This is a genomic window from Palleronia sp. THAF1 (assembly GCF_009363795.1).
Classification (GTDB): domain Bacteria; phylum Pseudomonadota; class Alphaproteobacteria; order Rhodobacterales; family Rhodobacteraceae; genus Palleronia.
Map to the genome: position 1 here is coordinate 2,441,107 of NZ_CP045420.1, position 16,329 is coordinate 2,457,435.

The window sequence follows — 16,329 nt, forward strand, 5'->3', positions numbered from 1 at the left end:
CGCCCTATTCGACGCGGCGCAGCCGGATGATCACATCGACGGACGCGATCTCTGTGCCCTCGGGCGGTGTGGGCAGTTCGGCGATCTTCAACTGTTCGGCGGCGGCGTCGATCAGTTGGCCATCTTCTTCCAGCAGGAAGTGGGGATGGTCGTCCATGCGGGTGTCGAAGTAGCTTTTCTGCCCCTCGACCCGCACCTCTTGCAGCAGTCCCGCGTCGCAAAACGCCCTGAGCGTGTTATAGACCGTCGCCAGCGACACCGCTTCTCCGGCATCGCGGGACGCAGCGTACAAAGCCTCTGCGGTGACGTGCCGGTCTTGCCCGTCGCCCACCAGAAGCGCGGCCAGCGACACCCGCTGCCGCGTCGGGCGTAATTCAGCCCCCGCCAGCCAGTCGGCCCCGCGCGCAAGGCGGGTGTCGTCGATATGCGTGTCGATCCTGCTCATTACCGTCTATATAGGGTGGAAAGCGGATGGGTTTCAATCGCCCTGCCCTTGCACGATTTCGCCACCGCCTGATAAGCCACAGGCAACCCACGGGCAGGAGAGACCAATGGCCGACTATCCCACATCCTTCGACAAGGAAGCGCTGCTTGCCTGCGCACGCGGAGAGCTGTTTGGGGAAGGCAATGCTCAGCTGCCCCTGCCCCCGATGCTGATGATGGACCGCATCACCGACATTTCCGGCGACGGCGGCGAGCACGGCAAGGGCCACGTGGTCGCAGAGTTCGATATCACCCCCGACCTGTGGTTCTTCGAATGTCACTTCCCCGGCAATCCGATCATGCCCGGCTGCCTTGGCCTGGACGGTCTATGGCAGCTGACCGGCTTCAACCTTGGTTGGCGCGGCTGGCAGGGGCGCGGCTATGCGCTCGGCGTGGGCGAAGTGAAGCTGACCGGCATGGTCCGCCCAGACCGCAAGATGCTGACCTACGACGTGCAGTTCACCAAGGCCATCCAGACCCGCCGCCTGACCATGGGTGTCGCCAATGGCACGGTTCACGCGGACGGCGAGTTGATCTATCAAGTCAAGGACATGAAGGTCGCGCTGAGCGAAAGCTGACCTGTCCTAAAGGGAGAATCCCATGCGTTGCGTCCCATCGAAGGCCTGCCAATGAAACGTGTTGTCGTCACCGGTCTCGGGATCGTCTCGCCCATCGGCAACAACGTCGAGGAGGTCACGCAGGCCCTGAAGGCCGGCACCTCTGGTATCGAAGCCTCGGCGGAAATGGCAGAGCGCGGGTTCCGCAGCCAGATCGCGGGCACCTTGAAGATCAACGTGTCCGAGCATGTGGACAAGCGCACCCTGCGGTTCATGGGGCCGGGTGCCGCTTACGCGCATATCGCAATGGGTCAGGCGATTGCCGATGCGGGTCTGCCCGATGATGTTGTGTCGAACCCCAAGACGGGCCTGATCGCTGGATCGGGCGGGCCGTCCACCAGCGCGCTCTATGAGGCGCACAAGATCGTCGAAGAGAAGGGCGCGCCCAAGCGGATCGGGCCGTTCGCGGTGCCCAAGGCCATGTCCTCGACCGTCAGCGCGAACCTCTGCACAGCTTACCAGATCAAGGGGATGAACTTCTCGATCACCTCGGCCTGTTCGACCAGCCTGCACTGCATCGGCATGGCCGCGCAGCAAATCCAGCTGGGCTTGCAGGACGTGATGTTCGCGGGCGGCGGGGAAGAGCTGGACTGGACGCTGTCGTGCCTGTTCGACGCGATGGGCGCGATGTCGTCGAAGTTCAACGACACGCCCACCAAGGCCAGCCGCGCGTTCGACAAGGATCGCGACGGGTTCGTCATCGCGGGCGGCGGTGCGATGCTGGTGCTGGAATCGCTGGAGCACGCGCAGGCGCGCGGGGCGAAAATCTACGCGGAAGTCACGGGCTTCGGCGCAACGTCGGACGGGGCTGACATGGTCGCGCCCTCTGGCGAGGGCGGTGAGCGTGCCATGCGGATCGCGCGCGGCACCCTGCCGGAAGGACGTAGTGTCAGTTACATCAACGCCCACGGCACCTCGACCCCCGTCGGCGACGTGGGCGAGGTCGAAGCCGTGCGCCGCGTTTTTGGCGAAGGCTCCACGCCCCCGATCAGCTCGACCAAGTCGATGACCGGCCACAGCCAGGGCGCGACCGGCGCGCAGGAAGCCGTGTATTGCCTGTTGATGCTGCAGCACGACTTCATCGCGCCGTCGATCAACGTGGAAACGCTGGACCCGGCGATCCACGAAGGCGAGATCGCGACGAAGCTGGTGGAAAACGCAAACCTCGACACCGTGATGACGAACTCCTTCGGGTTCGGCGGCACCAATGGCTCTATGCTGCTGAGCAAGTGGAAGGACTGACCCCATGGGTATGATGGATGGCAAACGCGTTCTGGTGATGGGCGTTGCGAACGACCGCTCGATCGCCTGGGGATGTGCCAAGGCGATGGCGGACGCGGGCGCTGAACTGGCGTTTACCTACCAGGGCGACGCGCTTTTGAAGCGCGTGAAACCGCTGGCGGAAAGCGTCGGGTCGGACATTATCGTGCAGGCGGACGTGTCCGATGACGACAGCATGGATGCGGCCTTCGCCTCGCTCAAGGAACGCTGGGACACGCTGGATTGCGTCATCCACGCCATCGCGTTTTCGGACAAGGACGAGCTTACGGGCCGATTTATCAACACGACCCGCGCAAACTTCCGCAACTCGCTTTCGATCAGCTGCTATTCATTCATCGACGTGGCCAAGCGGGCGTCGGAAATGATGCCCAACGGCGGCACCTTGCTGACGATGACCTACCAAGGTTCGAACAAGGTCACGCCCTATTACAACGTGATGGGCGTGGCCAAGGCGGCGCTGGAATCGGCCACGCGCTACCTGGCGAACGACCTTGGCCCCCAGGGTATCCGCGTGAACGCCATCAGCCCCGGCCCGATGCGGACGCTTGCCGGCGCGGCCATCGGCGGCGCGCGCAAGACGTTCAAGTTCACGGACCAGAATGCGCCGCTGCGCTCCAACGCAACTCTGGAAGCCGTCGGAGCGACGGCTGTGTATCTGGCCAGCGACGGCGGGGCCTGCACGACTGGAGAGATCCTGCACGTCGACGGCGGCTACCACGTCCTTGGCATGCCGCAGGTCGAACATATCCACGTCTAAGGTCATCGTCGTCATGGGCGCCGCGGTCTGGCCCGGCGGCGTCCCCTCGCCCACGCTGGAACGGCGCTGCGATGCGGCGGCAAGCCTTTTTCTGGCAGGCGGGTTCGATGCGGTCATCCCCTCCGGCGGGGTCGGCATCCACGGCCCGGCAGAGGCACAGGTGATGCGCGATCTGCTGATCTCACGCGGCGTGCCGGTGGATGCGATCCGGCTGGAGGACCGCGCCACGACCACGATGGAAACGGCGATCAACGTCGCCGTCATGCTTGCCCCCGATGCAGGCATCACCGTCGTCAGCGACACGTATCACCTGCTTCGGTGCTGGCTGGCGTTCAAAGGGTGCGGCATGTCGGTCAGACTGCGCTCTGCACGTCACGGGCACCCCACGCCGCGCACACGTATCGCTTTGAAGGCTTGGGCGCGTGAAGCGGCCGCCCTGCCCTACTACGCGTGGCGCATCTGGGTACGTCGATAATTTACTCTTTGCTTTTGCAAGTACCCATGGGCACAGCGGCGCGGCCAAGACCGACGCCGGATCACTGGCTCGCGGCGGCCTCGATGGGGCCGGGACGTTCTTCATCCGGGACGCCGCCGATCAGCAATCCGCCGATGAAACAGGCGACCATGAAGGCCATGAGCTTGATGAGATAGCCCGAGCTCGGCTCAGAGGGATTGAGTCGAGCCCAAGCCATCGTAATCGTATCACTCAACATGAAAGTTCACTCCGAACAGAAACTGGTAAACGACGAAGGGCGCGCCCGTACAGGCGCGCCCCCCGAAGAAGAACGCATAAGCCGCGCTTACTTGATCTCGACGATCTCCACGTCGAAGGTCAGTTCCTGACCGGCCAGCGGGTGGTTGGCGTCAATGGTGACTTCGGTGTCGTTCGATTCGGTCACCATGACCGGGATCGCCTGACCGTCGGGCGTCTGCATCTGCAGCTGCGTGCCGGGATCGACCGGGATGTCCGCCGGGATCTGCTCACGCGGGACAGCCTGGACGCGGGCAGGGTCTCGGTCGCCATAGGCCTGTTCGGGCGCGATTTTCACCTGCTTCTTGTCACCCTGCTCCATGCCGTGCAGCGCAGAGTCGAGGCCCGGGATGATCTGGCCAGAGCCCAGTTGGAATTCCAGAGGCTCGCGGCCCTGGCTGCTGTCGAAGGTGGTGCCGTCGGCGAGGCTACCGGAATAATGCATGGCGATCGTGTCGCCGGCTTTCGCTTGGCTCATGGTGTTGTCCTTTCGGTAAGATGGTTCGATTGGGGCCACCGGAACGGCGACGCGGGGATGTTCATGCCCCTCGACATGGCCGCTATGGATGCGGTTTAAACCCCCGAAACCCGATTTCCTCGGTTTTCCGGGCTGGGAACGCCGCCAAACCCGTGCGACGGTGGCGCAAATTCCGAGGACCCCATGCCCATCACCACCTGCATCTTTGACGCCTACGGCACCTTGTTCGATGTCTCTGCCGCCGCACGCGACGCCGCAGCCGAGCCGGGCCGCGATGTGCTTGCGGATCGGTGGCAGGTGCTGGCCCGCGACTGGCGGGCGAAGCAGTTGGAATACAGTTGGTTGCGCGCGGTCATGGGCGATCACTGCTCGTTCTGGCAGGTCACGCAGGACGGGCTGGATTGGGCGCTGGAGGCGAACGGTCTGGACGGAGACGCGGACCTGCGTGAGCGGCTTCTGGCGCTGTATTGGCAGCTGTCGGCCTATCCGGAAGTGCCAGATATGCTGGCCGCTTTGAAGCTGGCGGGCAGACATGTCGCGATATTGTCGAACGGGTCGCCCGACATGCTGGCGGGCGCTGTGGACAGCGCGGGCGTGGGCGACTTCTTGGATGCCGTTCTGTCGGTAGAGGACGTAGGCGTCTTCAAACCCGCCGATGCCGTCTATGACATGGTTGGCGCGCGTTTCGGCTGTGCGAAGAAAGAGGTGCTGTTCGTCTCGTCCAATGGCTGGGACGCGGCGGCGGCGTCGCGCTACGGTTTCCACACCGCATGGGTCAACCGCGCCGATCAGCCGGTGGACCGCGTGGGCGGCCAGCCCCATCACGTACTGCATGACCTTACCCCCATTCCGGGAATTGCCGATGCCTGACTTCACCACATTCGACGGCTTGCGCCTGCACTATGAGGATCAGGGCGAAGGCCAGCCGATCCTGTGTCTGTCGGGCCTGACCCGCACCACGCAGGACTTTCAGTATCTTGCGCCGCACCTGTCGAACGCGCGGTTGATCGCGCTCGACTATCGCGGGCGGGGGAAATCCGACTGGGCCGATCCGTCGACCTATACCGTGCCGGTCGAGGGACGCGACGTAATCGAACTGCTCGATCATCTGGGGTTGGAGCAAGTCTCGATCATCGGCACCTCGCGCGGGGGGTTGATCGCGATGCTGCTGGCGGCGGTGGCCAAGGATCGCCTGTCGGGCGTTTGCCTGAACGACATCGGCCCCGACATCGCGACCGAGGGGCTGGCCGTCATCATGGACTACGTGGGCCGCACGCCGCCGCAGAAGACGCACGCGGACATGGCAGAGGCCATGGCCACCCGCATGGTCGGCTTCGAAGGCGTGTCGTCCGAGCGTTGGCAGCAGGAAGCCCGAACGCATTTCACCGAAGACGCTGAGGGACTGGCGATCACCTACGACCCGGCGCTCGGCGATGTGGTGCGCGCGGGGGCCGGTGAACCTGCCGCCGACCTGTGGCCCTGGTTCGACGCGTTGGAAGGGCTGCCGCTGGCCTGCATCCGGGGCGCGAACTCTGACCTGCTGTCGCCCGAGACCTTCGCGGAAATGCAGGCCCGCCGCCCCGACATGATCGCGGCAGAGGTGCCGGGGCGCGGGCATATTCCGTTTCTCGATGAGCCAGAGGCGCTGGTTGCCATCGCCGCGTGGCGCGGCAGGCTTCCGGCGGTCTGACTCGCAGCGGCGCGCCATCGAGTATTTGGGAAAACAAAGAAGGGTGTGGGCATGACCCCAGAGGCGATCAGGGCAGCGGCGCAGCGCATTTACGGTCACGCGCGGCGCACGCCGGTGCTGACCTCGCCCTTTCTGGATGAGATCGCCGGTCGGCGCGTTTTCGTGAAGGCCGAACCGTTGCAGGTGACGGGGTCGTTCAAGTTCCGGGGTGCTCTGTCGGCGGTGTCGGCCTTGCCTGACGGAACGGGCGTCATCGCCTATTCGTCGGGCAACCACGCGCAGGGTGTCGCGGCGGCGGCGGCGTTGCGGGGGGTGACGGCGGTGATCGTGATGCCCGCCGACGCCCCCGCCCTCAAGATCGCAAACACCCGCGCGCTGGGGGCAGAGGTGCTCCTTTACGACCGCGCGGGCGGTGAAAGTCGGGAAGACATCGGCGCGGCAGTGGCGAAAGAGCGCGGGTTGCACCTGATCCGCCCCTATGACGATCCGGATGTTATCGCCGGGCAAGGCACGGTTGGGCTTGAGCTGGCCGAGCAACTGCCGGGCGATGTGTCGGGCGATGTGCTGGTTTGCTGCGGCGGCGGGGGGCTGAGTTCTGGCATCGCCGTCGCTTTGGCCGATACCCGCCCCGATCTGCGGGTGCGCCCGGTGGAGCCCGTGGGCTTCGACGACGTGGCCCGGTCTCTGGACGCGGGCGAGCGGCTTGGCAACGACCGCGTTTCGGGCTCGATCTGCGATGCGATCGTAACGCCGATTCCGGGAGAGCTGACGTTCCCGATCCTGAAGCGCCTGAGCGGGCCGGGCCTGAGTGTCACAGATGAACAGGCGCTGTCGGCGATGGCGCAGGCGTGGTTGCGCTTGAAGGTCGGCGCGGAACCGGGCGGCGCGGTGGCGCTGGCGGCGGCGCTGTATCACAGCGACCGGATCGAAGGCGACGCGGTGACCGTCATCCTGTCGGGCGGCAATTGCGATCCGGCGATGATGACGCGCGCGCTGGCGGGGCTGTAGCCGATGGAGCCGGTCTTGCATGTTGCGACGCATGGTGCGGCGGGTGGTCCGGCGCTGGTGCTGCTGCACGGGCTGGGGCAGGACGGTGGGATCTGGGCAGATGTAGCCGATGCAATGCCGCGCGATCTGCATGTGCTGCGCCCCGATCTGCGGGGGCACGGCGCGTCTCCGGTGCCCGATCCTCCCTACGCCATGGGGCGGATCGTCGGCGATCTGGAGCGCAGTCTTGCCGCCCACGGCGTGCGGGATGCCGTCGTCGCGGGACTGGGCTTGGGCGGGATGGTGGCGCAGGCGCTGGCGGTGAAACGACTGGACTTGGTGCGGGCGCTGGTTCTGGTGAACAGCGCCCCGAAGATTGGCACGCCCGACGGGTGGCGAGCCGAAGCAGAGCGACGCGACAGGATCCCCGAGGGCGCGGACCCGCGCGGCTATGCGGGCACTTGCGCGGCGCTGGCGGGCACCGACCTGATGGCTGCGACGGCAACGCTGCGCCTGCCCGCGCTGATCCTGTCGGGCACGCGCGACCGCACGGTGCCGCCCGACTTGGCGCAAGAGGCGGCGACGCTGATTCCCGGAGCGGAAACGGTTCTGCTGCGCGGCGCGGGCCACGATGCACCACGCGAGGCTCCCCAAGACGTGGCGCGCGTGTTGATGGACTTCCTTGCGCGCATCGGCCACCTTTCATCCCCTGCGGAGGGCCAACGATGACTGAAATCCTGTTGATCCACGGCTCTTGCCACGGAGCGTGGTGCTGGTCAGAGGTGCTGGCTGAACTGGAGACCATGGGCCAACCCGCTCGCGCCATCGACCTGCCGGGACACGGCGACGATCCCACCCCGCGCGCAGAGGTCACGCTGGACGCCTATGCCGATGCGATCCTGCAGGCCATCGAGCGGCCCACCATCGTCGTGGGTCACTCTATGGGCGGGTTTCCCGTGACAGCGGCCGCGCTGAAGGCACCGGAACTGGTTGCGAGACTGGTCTACCTGACCGCCTACGTTCCGCGGGACGGCGCCAGCATCGCCGACATGCGCCACGACTGGCCCGAGCAGCCCTTGCTGCCGGTGATCCGCCATTCAGAGGATCGCACCACGTTGCTGTTCGACGATGCCAGTCTGGAACCATTGTTCTACCACGACTGCACGCCGGAACAGATCGCCCGTGCGCGCAAGCACCTGACGCCGCAGCCAGTTCTGCCGCAGCGCGTGGGCCTGTCGCCTGCCACGCCGGAGGTGCCGCGTCACTACATCGTATGCGACGATGACCGTGCGATCCTGCCCGGTTTCCAAGAGCAGATGGCGAAGGGGATTGCGGACGTGCAGCACATGCCCACGTCACACTCACCTTTCTTTGCGGCCCCGCGCGATCTGGCACGTCGCCTTACCGCACTTGCCGCGTTATAGGTCGCCGAGTTGCGCCCCTGCGCGCGCCGTTCGGACTGTTCATGCGCACTCGCCTGCCCCTGATCTTCATCTTCATCACCCTGATGATCGACGCCATGGGTATCGGTCTGGTGATCCCCGTGATGCCGTCGCTGATCCGCGAGATCGAGGGCGGCACCATCGCCCAAGCCGCCCTGTGGGGTGGCATTTTCGCGACCGCTTACGCGGGTATGCAATTCCTGTGCGGCCCGCTTCTGGGCACGCTGTCGGATCAATACGGGCGGCGGCCGATCCTGCTGATCACCCTGTCGGTCATGGCGCTGGACTACATCATCGTCGCACTGGCCGGAAACATCTGGGTGCTGTTGGCCGCGCGGATCATGGGGGGTATCGCGTCCTCGACACGGTCGGTGGCGACCGCCTTCATCGCCGACATATCGACGCCCGAACAGAAAGCCGCGCGCTTCGGTCTTGTTGGCGCGGCCTTCGGGTTGGGCTTCGTTGCGGGGCCGCTTCTGGGCGGAGTGCTGGCCGAATTCGGCACTCGCGCGCCGTTTTGGGCCGCTGCGAGTCTGGCGCTGGCGAACATGATCCTTGGCGTGATCGTGCTGCCGGAAACCGTGACCGACAGCATCCGCCGCAAGTTCCACTGGAAGCGCGCCAACCCGTTGGGGGCGCTTCTGGATCTGGGCCGTCAGGAACGCGTGGGTCGCCTGACGTTCCTGTTCTTCCTCTATCAGACCGCCTTCTTCGTCTATCCCGCGATCTGGGCCTACTTCGCGGAAGAGCGCTTTGGCTGGGGACCGCGCAGCATCGGGTTGTCGCTGGGGCTGTTCGGCATCTCGCTGGCCGTGGTGCAGGGGGCGCTGATCCGGTTGGTTCTGAAGTATCTGGGCGACCGGCGGACGGTCCTATGGGGGATCGTGTTCAACGGCGTCGCGTTCCTGGCGCTTGGTCTGGTGACGAGCGGCACGGTGGCGCTGATCCTGACCCCGCTCGCCGCCTTGGGCGCCGTAGTGATCCCCGCGCTACAGGCGATGATGAGTCGGGCAATCCCGGACAACAGCCAAGGCGGGTTGCAGGGGCTGCTGACCAGCGCCGGGGCACTTGCGATGATCGTATCGCCGCTGATCATGAGCAACATCTTCTGGCTCGCCACGGCAGAGACGACGCCCTTCTACCTGCCGGGGGCGCCGTTCCTGCTGTCCATGGTGCTTATGGGCGTCTGCGTCTGGGTGTTCCTGAGCCGGAAGAGGATGACCTCCTAGGGACTGAGAGGGCGAGCAGATTAGAAAATTCGCAGGGGTTCATCACGCCCTACGAATTTCCGTGATCTTCGACCGCGACCGGTGCGGCCTACAGCCCCGCCCCGCGGATCGCCTTCACGACGCCGTCCACGATCCGGTCCGCCTCGTCCCGCGTCAGGCAGAACGGGGGCGCGAAGCCAAGGATGTCACCGCCCGGCATGGCGCGCCCGATGATGTGATGCGTCGCCAGTTCCGCAATGACCTTCGCACCGATCTTGCGCGACGGATCGAAATACTTGCGCGGATCGCGCTTCTCGACCAGCTCGACGGCGCAGAGCATACCCTCGCCCCGAACCTCTCCTACGTGGGGGTGATCGGCCAGGGCGTCGGCCATTTGCGCGTTCAGATAGGCGCCGACCGTCCCGGCGTTCTCCATCAGCTTCAGCTCGTCCAACAGCTTCAGGTTCGCGACGCCAGCCGCCGCCCCGATGGGGTGCGCCGAGTAGGTCCAGCCGTGTCCGATGGGGCCGTTTTCGTCCGTGCCCTGCTCCAGCACCTTCCACACCTTGTCCGAAATGATGGACCCGGACAGCGGGGCGTAAGCCGAAGTCAGCCCCTTTGCCACTGTCATGAAATCGGGCTCGATCCCGTAGTACTCGGACCCCCAGTAACTGCCCAGACGTCCGAAACCGGTGACGACCTCATCCGCGACCAGCAGGATGTCGTGCTTCTTCAGGATCGGCGCGATGGCCTCCCAGTAGCCGACGGGCGGGGGCACGATGCCACCGGTGCCAAGCATCGGCTCTGCCCAGAAGGCGGCGATGGTGTCGGCGCCCTCGCGTTCGATCATCTCTTCCAGATCGGCGGCGCATTGCGCGACGAACTGCGCCTCGGACTGCGACCAGTCTTCACGCGCGAAGTAATAGGGTGCCGTGGTGTGCAGCACGCCCGCCAACGGCAGGTCGAACTTGTTGTGGAACAGCGGCAGGCCGGTCAGTGATCCGGTCATCAGCCCCGACCCGTGGTAGCCCCGCCAACGCGAGATGATCTTCTTCTTCTCGGGCCGGCCCAGGATGTTGTTGTAGTACCAGATCAGCTTGATGTTGGTCTCGTTCGCGTCCGATCCCGACAGGCCGAAATAGACCTTGCTCATGTGATCCGGCGCGCGGTCCATCACCATCTTGGCCAGCGTAATCGAGGCCTCGGTGCCGTGGCCGACGTAGGCATGATAGTAGGACAACTCCTTGGCCTGCGTGGCGATGGCCTCGGCGATCTGCTGCCGCCCGTAGCCCACGTTCACGCAGTAGAGGCCCGCGAAACCGTCCAGCCAGCGCTGGCCGTCTCGGTCCTGAATGTGACTGCCCTCACCGCCGGTGATGATCCGGCCCTGCATCTCGCCGCGGGCGAATTGGCCCAGATGCGTCGAGGGGTGCATGAAGCTTTCGCGGTCCCATTGGCCCAGCTGATCGTTGCGCAGGATCTCATTCATGGCAGGTTCCTTCATTCGATGCTTGCGCCAGTCCTACGCCGCGTCGCACACAATGCAAAGTCTTGTGGAGGGGGCCCATGTCCGAGCGTTTCAGCCAAGCCGAATTCGACCGCCGCATCGCGCTGACCCGGCGCGCGATGGAAAGAGAGGGGCTGGATGCCCTCTTCGTCACCAACCCGTCGAACATGAACTGGCTGACGGGCTACGACGGCTGGTCCTTCTACGTGCATCAGGGTGTTCTGCTGTTGCCCGATGGCGCCCCGGTCTGGTGGGGCCGTCGCATGGACAGCTTCGGTGCACGCCGCACGGCCTGGATGAGCGCGGACTACATCCGCGACTACACCGACGACTACATCCAATCCGATGACCTGCACCCGATGGAGACCTTGGCCGCGCTGTTCGCCGAGCATGGGTTGGCGTCGGCGCGCATCGGGGTCGAGAAAGAGAACTACTATTTCACCGCCCGCGCACTGGAAGTGCTGCTGGAACAGATGCCGCAGGCCACCTTCGCCGACGCCACCAACACCGTGAACTGGCAACGCACCGTCAAATCCGACGAGGAACTGGTGGTCATGCGCAAGGCCGCCGCGATCTCGACCAAGATGATCGAGGGCGTGATGGAGCGGGTCGAGCCGGGTATGGCCAAGAACGATCTGGTCGCCGAAATCTACCGCGACGCGATCCAGGGGGTCGACGGCGCGTGGGGTGACTATCCTGCCATCGTGCCGCTGGTGCCGTCTGGCGAAGATGCGACGGCGGCGCATCTGACATGGGATGGGCGGCCGTTCGAGACGGGCGAAGCGACATTCTTCGAACTGTCCGGCTGTCATCGCCGCTATCACGCGCCGTTCTGTCGGACAGTCTTCCTTGGCACGCCCTCGGACCGCGTGCTGCGGACCGAAGCCGCGTTGATCGAAGCGATAGAGGCTGGGCTGGACGCCGCCCGCCCCGGCAACCGCGCCGCCGATATCGCAATTGCTCTGAAATCCACCCTACTGCGTCACGGCATCGAGCGCCCGGGCCGCGCGGGCTATGCGGTGGGGCTGTCCTATCCGCCGGACTGGGGCGAGCACACCGTTTCCATCCGCGAAAACGACCAGACGATCCTGCGCCCCGGCATGACCTTCCATTTCATGCCCGCCCTGTGGATGGAGGATTGGGGGCTGGAGATCACCGAGACCATTCTGATCAAGGACGACGGTCCGGCAGAGTGCCTTTGTCACTATCCGCGCAAATTGATCGTGAAACCATGACGCTGGACACCGCAATCTTGCACTTATCGAACATGGTAGCCTTCCCCACCGTGTCCGATCGACCCAACCGCGCGCTGATCGACTGGTATGCCGAACGGCTGGAAGCGGTGGGTGCGCGCGTCCGGGTGCTGGCGGCGCAAGACGGCGGCAAAGCCAACCTCTTTGCGACCATCGGGCCAGAAGGCGACGGCGGCATCGTGCTGTCGGGCCACACCGACGTGGTCCCGGCAGAGGAAGCAGGCTGGACCAGCGATCCATTCGCTTTGCGGGAAGACGATGGGCTGCTGTATGCGCGCGGGTCCTGCGATATGAAGGGCTTTCTGGCCTGTGCCTTGGCGGTTGCAGCGCTCTACGCCGAAGGCACCTTGCGCCGCCCGCTGCATTTCGCGCTGACGCACGACGAGGAAGTCGGCTGCCTTGGTGCGCAAGCCCTTGTGGATCAGCTGAAATCCGAAAACGTCAGCCCCGCCGTCGCGATCATTGGGGAACCGACATCGATGAAGATCATCGACGGGCACAAGGGCTGTTGCGAATACACGACGACCTTTCACGGGCTCGAGGGGCACGGATCGGACCCGGATCGCGGTGTTTCAGCGACCGAATACGCGGCGCGATTCATGGTGCGTTTGCTAGAGCTGCGCGCTGACCTGAAGGATCGCGCCCCGGCCAACGGCGCCTTCGACCCACCCTACACCACCGTTCAGGTCGGCCGGTTCGAAGGCGGCGTTGCTCGCAACGTCATCGCCGGGCTGGCACATGTGGATTGGGAACTGCGCCCGGTAAACGCAGCTGACAAGGATCACGCCATCCGCACGATGCGCGATTACTGCAATTCCGTGCTGCTTCCGGCCATGCGCGCCGTCCACGAAAGCGCGAAAATTGAAACTTCGACGATCGGCGACGTGGTCGGGTTAGAGCCCGTTACTGACAACGAAGCCCGCGATATCGTCTGCGCGCTGACCGGCGACAACGGCACCGCCACCGTCGCGTTTGGGACGGAGGCAGGGCTGTTCCAGCAACTCGGCTGTGCGGCAGTTGTCTGTGGTCCCGGCTCTATCGAACAGGCACATAAGGCGGATGAATACGTCAGCCGCGACCAGCTTGCCGCCTGCATCACGATGCTGGAACGGTTGGACGCGCGTCTGCGCTAGGCCCAGCTTTTCTTCAGCACGCGCAACCAGTTGCCATGGCAGATCTTTTCCATCAGCGGCGCGTCATAGCCGTGGTCCGCCATCGCCTGCCGTAGCACGCCCAGATCGCCCACGGTCCGCAATTCGGCGGGCACAAGCGCGCCATCGTAGTCCGACCCGATCCCCACGCGATCCTCGCCCAGCCGGTCGATCAGGTGATCGAGGTGCCGCAATAGAACGTCCACGCCTACGTCCGAGCGCATCTTGCCATCAGGTCGAAGGAAAGCGCAGGCGAAGTTCAGGCCCACCATCCCGTCGCTTTCAGCGATGATATCAAGCTGTGCGTCGGTCAGGTTGCGGGCGTGCGGCGAGACGGCATGGGCGTTGGAATGCGTCGCCACCACGGGCCGTGTGCTGATCGCCGCCACGTCGCGGAAGCCCGCCTCGTTCAGGTGGCTCATGTCCAGCATGATCCCCAGCCGGTCGCATTCGCGCACCAGCCGCTTACCTGCATCCGTCAGTCCGGGACCAATATCGCCGGTAGAGGGGAAGCGGAAGGGCACGCCATGCCCGAAGATGGTATCGCGCGACCAGACCGGGCCGAGGGACCGCAGGCCGCGCGCATAGAAGCCTTCCAGTTCTGTCGAATCGGGGCCGATGGCCTCTGCCCCTTCGATGTGGCAGATCGCGGCCAGCCGATCCGATCCCAGCGTTTCGCGCAGATCGGCAACGGTCCGGCACACCCGAACCATGCCCTGCCGTTCCAATTCTTCCAGGATCGCGAATTCTTCCTCGACCACACGGCTGGCGGCGCCCTGTGCGACCATATCCGGCAGCGGCATGTCGTAGGTCTCGCCCTGCATCGCGGCCATGCGGGCCGAGGCATCCATGGGCGACGGCACCCAGATCGCGAAGAAGCCCCCGCCGAAACCACCGGCGCGGGCGGCAGGCATGTCGATGGCTCCCTCGCCCCCCTGCGCCAGTCCCGCCACGGCTGAGACCCCGCCCAGCGTCAAAAGGCGTGTCAGCAGGTCATTGTGCCCGTCGAAGATTAGCGGCTCGCGCATGGGATCGCTCCTTTTTCGTCACGGGCACCCAACGCGAAAGCGCGGGCGGGGACAACCGGAAGGAGTGGGCGGGCGAGGGTTTGAAGGGCTGGAACGCCGAACGAGGTTCGCGGAAGGCGAGCACGAGAATTAAACCGGGTGCCGCACGCGTTTGCGGGCAAACGCTTTCGCGCACTGTTTTTTAATCTTCGATTGAAAAACTTGGTGGAGCCGATCGGGATCGAACCGACGACCTCGTCATTGCGAACGACGCGCTCTCCCAACTGAGCTACGGCCCCACTCGGGCGCAGGGAGTGCCCCAGCCCCCTACCCTTGTCAAGCGGGGAACAAGGCGGGATCGGGAGGCGTTGCAGTGCAGAATGTTTTTAAATCTCATTGTCAAATTCCGGCAGCTTGCGCGCCGTCTTTGGGTGCGTGCGGCGCTGATCTCGGGGATGGCGGTGCTGGCGGCCCTGCTGGCGCCCCTTGGCAACTTGCTGCCCTTTTCGCTGACGACGAAGATCGACCGTGAAACGCTGCAGGCGCTGCTGGATATTCTGACGAACTCCATGCTGACGGTGGCGACGTTTTCGCTGTCGATCATGGTGACCGCGCATCTGGCCACCGATGGCAACGCCACGCCGCGTGCCTACCGTTTGCTGCAACAGGATCGCCGCACGCAGACCGTGATCGCCACATTTATCGGGGCGTTCATCTACGCGCTGACGCTGACTATCCTGATGAACACGGGGTTGTTCGTCGAAGGCGAACTGGCGCTGGTCTACATCCTGACGGTTTTGGTGATCGGCATGGTGGTCGTCGCGATCCTGCGGTGGGTCGGCCACTTGGATGGCTTGGGCTCGGTCGAGGCGACAATGCGGCGCGCGGACGAACGCGCTGAAGAGGCGATCAAGGACTTCAACGCCTATCCCTATCTGGGCGGCCGTGCCGCCCTGCCTGTCGTGCCGGCAGGGGCGACCAAGCTTATCTCGGACCAGACCGGCTACGTACAGAACATCGCCACGACATCCCTGTCGGATACCGCAGGGGAAATCGGCGTCACCGTCCACGTCCAACAACGCGCCGGGGATTGGGTGATGAAAGGAGAGACGCTGGCCCAAGTCGTCGGCGATGTGCGGCTGACCGATGAGCAGGCCACTTCGCTGCGCGCAAATTTCCTTATCTCCGACCGGCGTGAGCACGGGCAGGACATCCTGTATTCCCTGCTCCTTCTGACCGAAATCGGAGAGCGCGCCCTGTCGCCCGGCATCAACGACCCGCGCACGGGTGTGTATATCGCCAGTCGGCTGTCGCGCCTGATCAGTGAGATCGAGCCGGAACGCGAGATGGCAGAGCCAGCGGCGCCGAACGTCTACATGCCGGGTCTGAACATGATGGGCCTTGTGGCAACGACGCTGGATCCGATCTCGCGCGACGGGCGGACGTTCTTCGAGATCGGGCATGCCATCCAGACCGCCGCGCGCGATCTGGCCAAGCACGATGATCCCGGCATCGCCCAATCGGCCCGTGGCCTAAGTGCGCGCGGACTGAGTTATTCGCGCGACGGCATCCTGATCCTGGAAGACCTGCGCCGCATATCCGAGCACGCCATCGCCGACGGCCCCGCCCCTGTTACCAGCGAGAAGCCAAAGGAAGCGGTGGTCGAGGCGCTTGGAGAAGAGGATAACTCTAGTTTCTTCCGCGAGACCAGCTAGCC

18 protein-coding genes and 1 tRNA gene are annotated in these 16,329 nt (G+C 64.8%); 13 read left to right on the forward strand and 6 right to left on the reverse strand.

Annotated features, from left to right (window positions below; translation table 11 throughout):
- Window positions 1-4: 4 nt before the first annotated feature.
- A complete protein-coding gene (gene irrA / locus FIU81_RS12095; protein ID WP_124111235.1) occupies window positions 5-445 on the reverse strand; it encodes an iron response transcriptional regulator IrrA in 441 nt (146 codons plus the stop codon).
- Window positions 446-551: 106 nt separating this feature from the next.
- Between irrA and fabA the strand changes: the two genes are divergently transcribed.
- Genes fabA through FIU81_RS12115 form a run of 4 tightly spaced genes read left to right on the forward strand, consistent with a single transcriptional unit; the run spans window position 552 to window position 3,613 of the window.
- Entirely contained in the window at window positions 552-1,061 is a 510-nt protein-coding gene (gene fabA / locus FIU81_RS12100) for a bifunctional 3-hydroxydecanoyl-ACP dehydratase/trans-2-decenoyl-ACP isomerase (protein WP_124111234.1), read from the forward strand.
- A gap of 51 nt (window positions 1,062-1,112) precedes the next feature.
- Window positions 1,113-2,342, forward strand: a complete 1,230-nt coding sequence (locus FIU81_RS12105) for a beta-ketoacyl-ACP synthase II (RefSeq protein WP_124111233.1) — start codon at window positions 1,113-1,115, stop codon at window positions 2,340-2,342.
- Window positions 2,343-2,346: 4 nt separating this feature from the next.
- On the forward strand, window positions 2,347-3,138 hold the full coding sequence (locus FIU81_RS12110; protein WP_124111232.1) for an enoyl-ACP reductase: 792 nt from the start codon (window positions 2,347-2,349) through the stop codon (window positions 3,136-3,138).
- A gap of 13 nt (window positions 3,139-3,151) precedes the next feature.
- The gene (locus FIU81_RS12115; protein ID WP_124111231.1) at window positions 3,152-3,613 is read left to right on the forward strand and encodes a YdcF family protein; all 462 of its coding nucleotides are present in this window, start codon (window positions 3,152-3,154) and stop codon (window positions 3,611-3,613) included.
- A gap of 61 nt (window positions 3,614-3,674) precedes the next feature.
- Here FIU81_RS12115 and FIU81_RS16765 read toward each other — a convergent pair whose 3' ends face one another.
- On the reverse strand, window positions 3,675-3,851 hold the full coding sequence (locus tag FIU81_RS16765) for a hypothetical protein (RefSeq protein ID WP_172971467.1): 177 nt from the start codon (window positions 3,849-3,851) through the stop codon (window positions 3,675-3,677).
- Window positions 3,852-3,938: 87 nt separating this feature from the next.
- Window positions 3,939-4,367, reverse strand: a complete 429-nt coding sequence (locus FIU81_RS12120; protein WP_124111230.1) for an FKBP-type peptidyl-prolyl cis-trans isomerase — start codon at window positions 4,365-4,367, stop codon at window positions 3,939-3,941.
- A gap of 183 nt (window positions 4,368-4,550) precedes the next feature.
- Here FIU81_RS12120 and FIU81_RS12125 point away from each other — a divergent pair, with 183 nt between their 5' ends.
- The 6 genes from FIU81_RS12125 to FIU81_RS12150 are packed head-to-tail and all read left to right on the forward strand — an operon-like array spanning window position 4,551 to window position 9,715.
- Complete coding sequence (locus FIU81_RS12125) at window positions 4,551-5,237, forward strand: haloacid dehalogenase type II (protein ID WP_124111229.1); 687 nt, start codon at window positions 4,551-4,553, stop codon at window positions 5,235-5,237.
- The gene (locus FIU81_RS12130) at window positions 5,230-6,057 is read left to right on the forward strand and encodes an alpha/beta fold hydrolase (RefSeq protein WP_124111228.1); all 828 of its coding nucleotides are present in this window, start codon (window positions 5,230-5,232) and stop codon (window positions 6,055-6,057) included. Before FIU81_RS12125 ends, FIU81_RS12130 begins: the two co-directional genes overlap by 8 nt.
- A gap of 51 nt (window positions 6,058-6,108) precedes the next feature.
- Window positions 6,109-7,065, forward strand: a complete 957-nt coding sequence (locus FIU81_RS12135) for a threonine/serine dehydratase (RefSeq protein ID WP_124111227.1) — start codon at window positions 6,109-6,111, stop codon at window positions 7,063-7,065.
- A 15-nt stretch (window positions 7,066-7,080) separates the two neighbouring features.
- Window positions 7,081-7,773 carry an alpha/beta fold hydrolase gene (locus tag FIU81_RS12140; RefSeq protein WP_172971468.1) on the forward strand — a complete coding sequence of 231 codons (693 nt, stop codon included), beginning with the start codon at window positions 7,081-7,083 and terminating at the stop codon, window positions 7,771-7,773.
- Window positions 7,770-8,468 (forward strand): alpha/beta fold hydrolase, encoded by a 699-nt coding sequence (locus FIU81_RS12145; RefSeq protein ID WP_124111225.1) that lies wholly within the window; start codon window positions 7,770-7,772, stop codon window positions 8,466-8,468. The genes FIU81_RS12140 and FIU81_RS12145 overlap by 4 nt, the downstream gene beginning before the upstream one ends.
- 41 nt (window positions 8,469-8,509) lie before the next feature.
- Entirely contained in the window at window positions 8,510-9,715 is a 1,206-nt protein-coding gene (locus FIU81_RS12150) for a TCR/Tet family MFS transporter (RefSeq protein WP_124111224.1), read from the forward strand.
- Window positions 9,716-9,803: 88 nt separating this feature from the next.
- Here FIU81_RS12150 and FIU81_RS12155 read toward each other — a convergent pair whose 3' ends face one another.
- On the reverse strand, window positions 9,804-11,174 hold the full coding sequence (locus FIU81_RS12155) for an aspartate aminotransferase family protein (RefSeq protein WP_124111347.1): 1,371 nt from the start codon (window positions 11,172-11,174) through the stop codon (window positions 9,804-9,806).
- A gap of 86 nt (window positions 11,175-11,260) precedes the next feature.
- On the opposite strand from FIU81_RS12155, the gene FIU81_RS12160 reads away from it, so the two are divergent.
- Both FIU81_RS12160 and argE read left to right on the forward strand, forming a co-directional pair.
- Window positions 11,261-12,436 carry a M24 family metallopeptidase gene (locus tag FIU81_RS12160; RefSeq protein WP_124111223.1) on the forward strand — a complete coding sequence of 392 codons (1,176 nt, stop codon included), beginning with the start codon at window positions 11,261-11,263 and terminating at the stop codon, window positions 12,434-12,436.
- Window positions 12,433-13,587, forward strand: coding sequence for an acetylornithine deacetylase (argE, locus tag FIU81_RS12165; RefSeq protein ID WP_124111222.1), 1,155 nt, complete (start codon window positions 12,433-12,435; stop codon window positions 13,585-13,587). Before FIU81_RS12160 ends, argE begins: the two co-directional genes overlap by 4 nt.
- Here argE and FIU81_RS12170 read toward each other — a convergent pair.
- Together FIU81_RS12170 and FIU81_RS12175 are read right to left on the reverse strand one after the other, a co-directional pair.
- Window positions 13,584-14,633 carry a dipeptidase gene (locus tag FIU81_RS12170; protein ID WP_124111221.1) on the reverse strand — a complete coding sequence of 350 codons (1,050 nt, stop codon included), beginning with the start codon at window positions 14,631-14,633 and terminating at the stop codon, window positions 13,584-13,586. The two genes, argE and FIU81_RS12170, sit on opposite strands and share 4 nt — an antisense overlap.
- Window positions 14,634-14,835: 202 nt before the next feature.
- Window positions 14,836-14,911 (reverse strand) — tRNA-Ala (locus FIU81_RS12175).
- A gap of 132 nt (window positions 14,912-15,043) precedes the next feature.
- Here FIU81_RS12175 and FIU81_RS12180 point away from each other — a divergent pair.
- The gene (locus FIU81_RS12180) at window positions 15,044-16,327 is read left to right on the forward strand and encodes a DUF2254 domain-containing protein (protein ID WP_172971469.1); all 1,284 of its coding nucleotides are present in this window, start codon (window positions 15,044-15,046) and stop codon (window positions 16,325-16,327) included.
- Window positions 16,328-16,329 lie beyond the last annotated feature (2 nt).

Excerpts from the sequence above, each read along its gene's own strand:
- FIU81_RS12170 (WP_124111221.1), bottom strand. The coding sequence starts at position 14,633 with ATGCGCGAGCCGCTAATCTTCGACGGGCACAATGACCTGCTGACACGC.
- FIU81_RS12130 (WP_124111228.1), top strand. The coding sequence starts at position 5,230 with ATGCCTGACTTCACCACATTCGACGGCTTGCGCCTGCACTATGAGGAT.
- argE (WP_124111222.1), top strand. The coding sequence starts at position 12,433 with ATGACGCTGGACACCGCAATCTTGCACTTATCGAACATGGTAGCCTTC.
- FIU81_RS12135 (WP_124111227.1), top strand. The coding sequence starts at position 6,109 with ATGACCCCAGAGGCGATCAGGGCAGCGGCGCAGCGCATTTACGGTCAC.
- FIU81_RS12115 (WP_124111231.1), top strand. The coding sequence starts at position 3,152 with ATGGGCGCCGCGGTCTGGCCCGGCGGCGTCCCCTCGCCCACGCTGGAA.
- FIU81_RS16765 (WP_172971467.1), bottom strand. The coding sequence starts at position 3,851 with ATGTTGAGTGATACGATTACGATGGCTTGGGCTCGACTCAATCCCTCT.
- FIU81_RS12105 (WP_124111233.1), top strand. The coding sequence starts at position 1,113 with ATGAAACGTGTTGTCGTCACCGGTCTCGGGATCGTCTCGCCCATCGGC.
- FIU81_RS12150 (WP_124111224.1), top strand. The coding sequence starts at position 8,510 with ATGCGCACTCGCCTGCCCCTGATCTTCATCTTCATCACCCTGATGATC.
- FIU81_RS12125 (WP_124111229.1), top strand. The coding sequence starts at position 4,551 with ATGCCCATCACCACCTGCATCTTTGACGCCTACGGCACCTTGTTCGAT.
- FIU81_RS12110 (WP_124111232.1), top strand. The coding sequence starts at position 2,347 with ATGGGTATGATGGATGGCAAACGCGTTCTGGTGATGGGCGTTGCGAAC.
- FIU81_RS12120 (WP_124111230.1), bottom strand. The coding sequence starts at position 4,367 with ATGAGCCAAGCGAAAGCCGGCGACACGATCGCCATGCATTATTCCGGT.
- fabA (WP_124111234.1), top strand. The coding sequence starts at position 552 with ATGGCCGACTATCCCACATCCTTCGACAAGGAAGCGCTGCTTGCCTGC.
- irrA (WP_124111235.1), bottom strand. The coding sequence starts at position 445 with ATGAGCAGGATCGACACGCATATCGACGACACCCGCCTTGCGCGCGGG.
- FIU81_RS12145 (WP_124111225.1), top strand. The coding sequence starts at position 7,770 with ATGACTGAAATCCTGTTGATCCACGGCTCTTGCCACGGAGCGTGGTGC.
- FIU81_RS12160 (WP_124111223.1), top strand. The coding sequence starts at position 11,261 with ATGTCCGAGCGTTTCAGCCAAGCCGAATTCGACCGCCGCATCGCGCTG.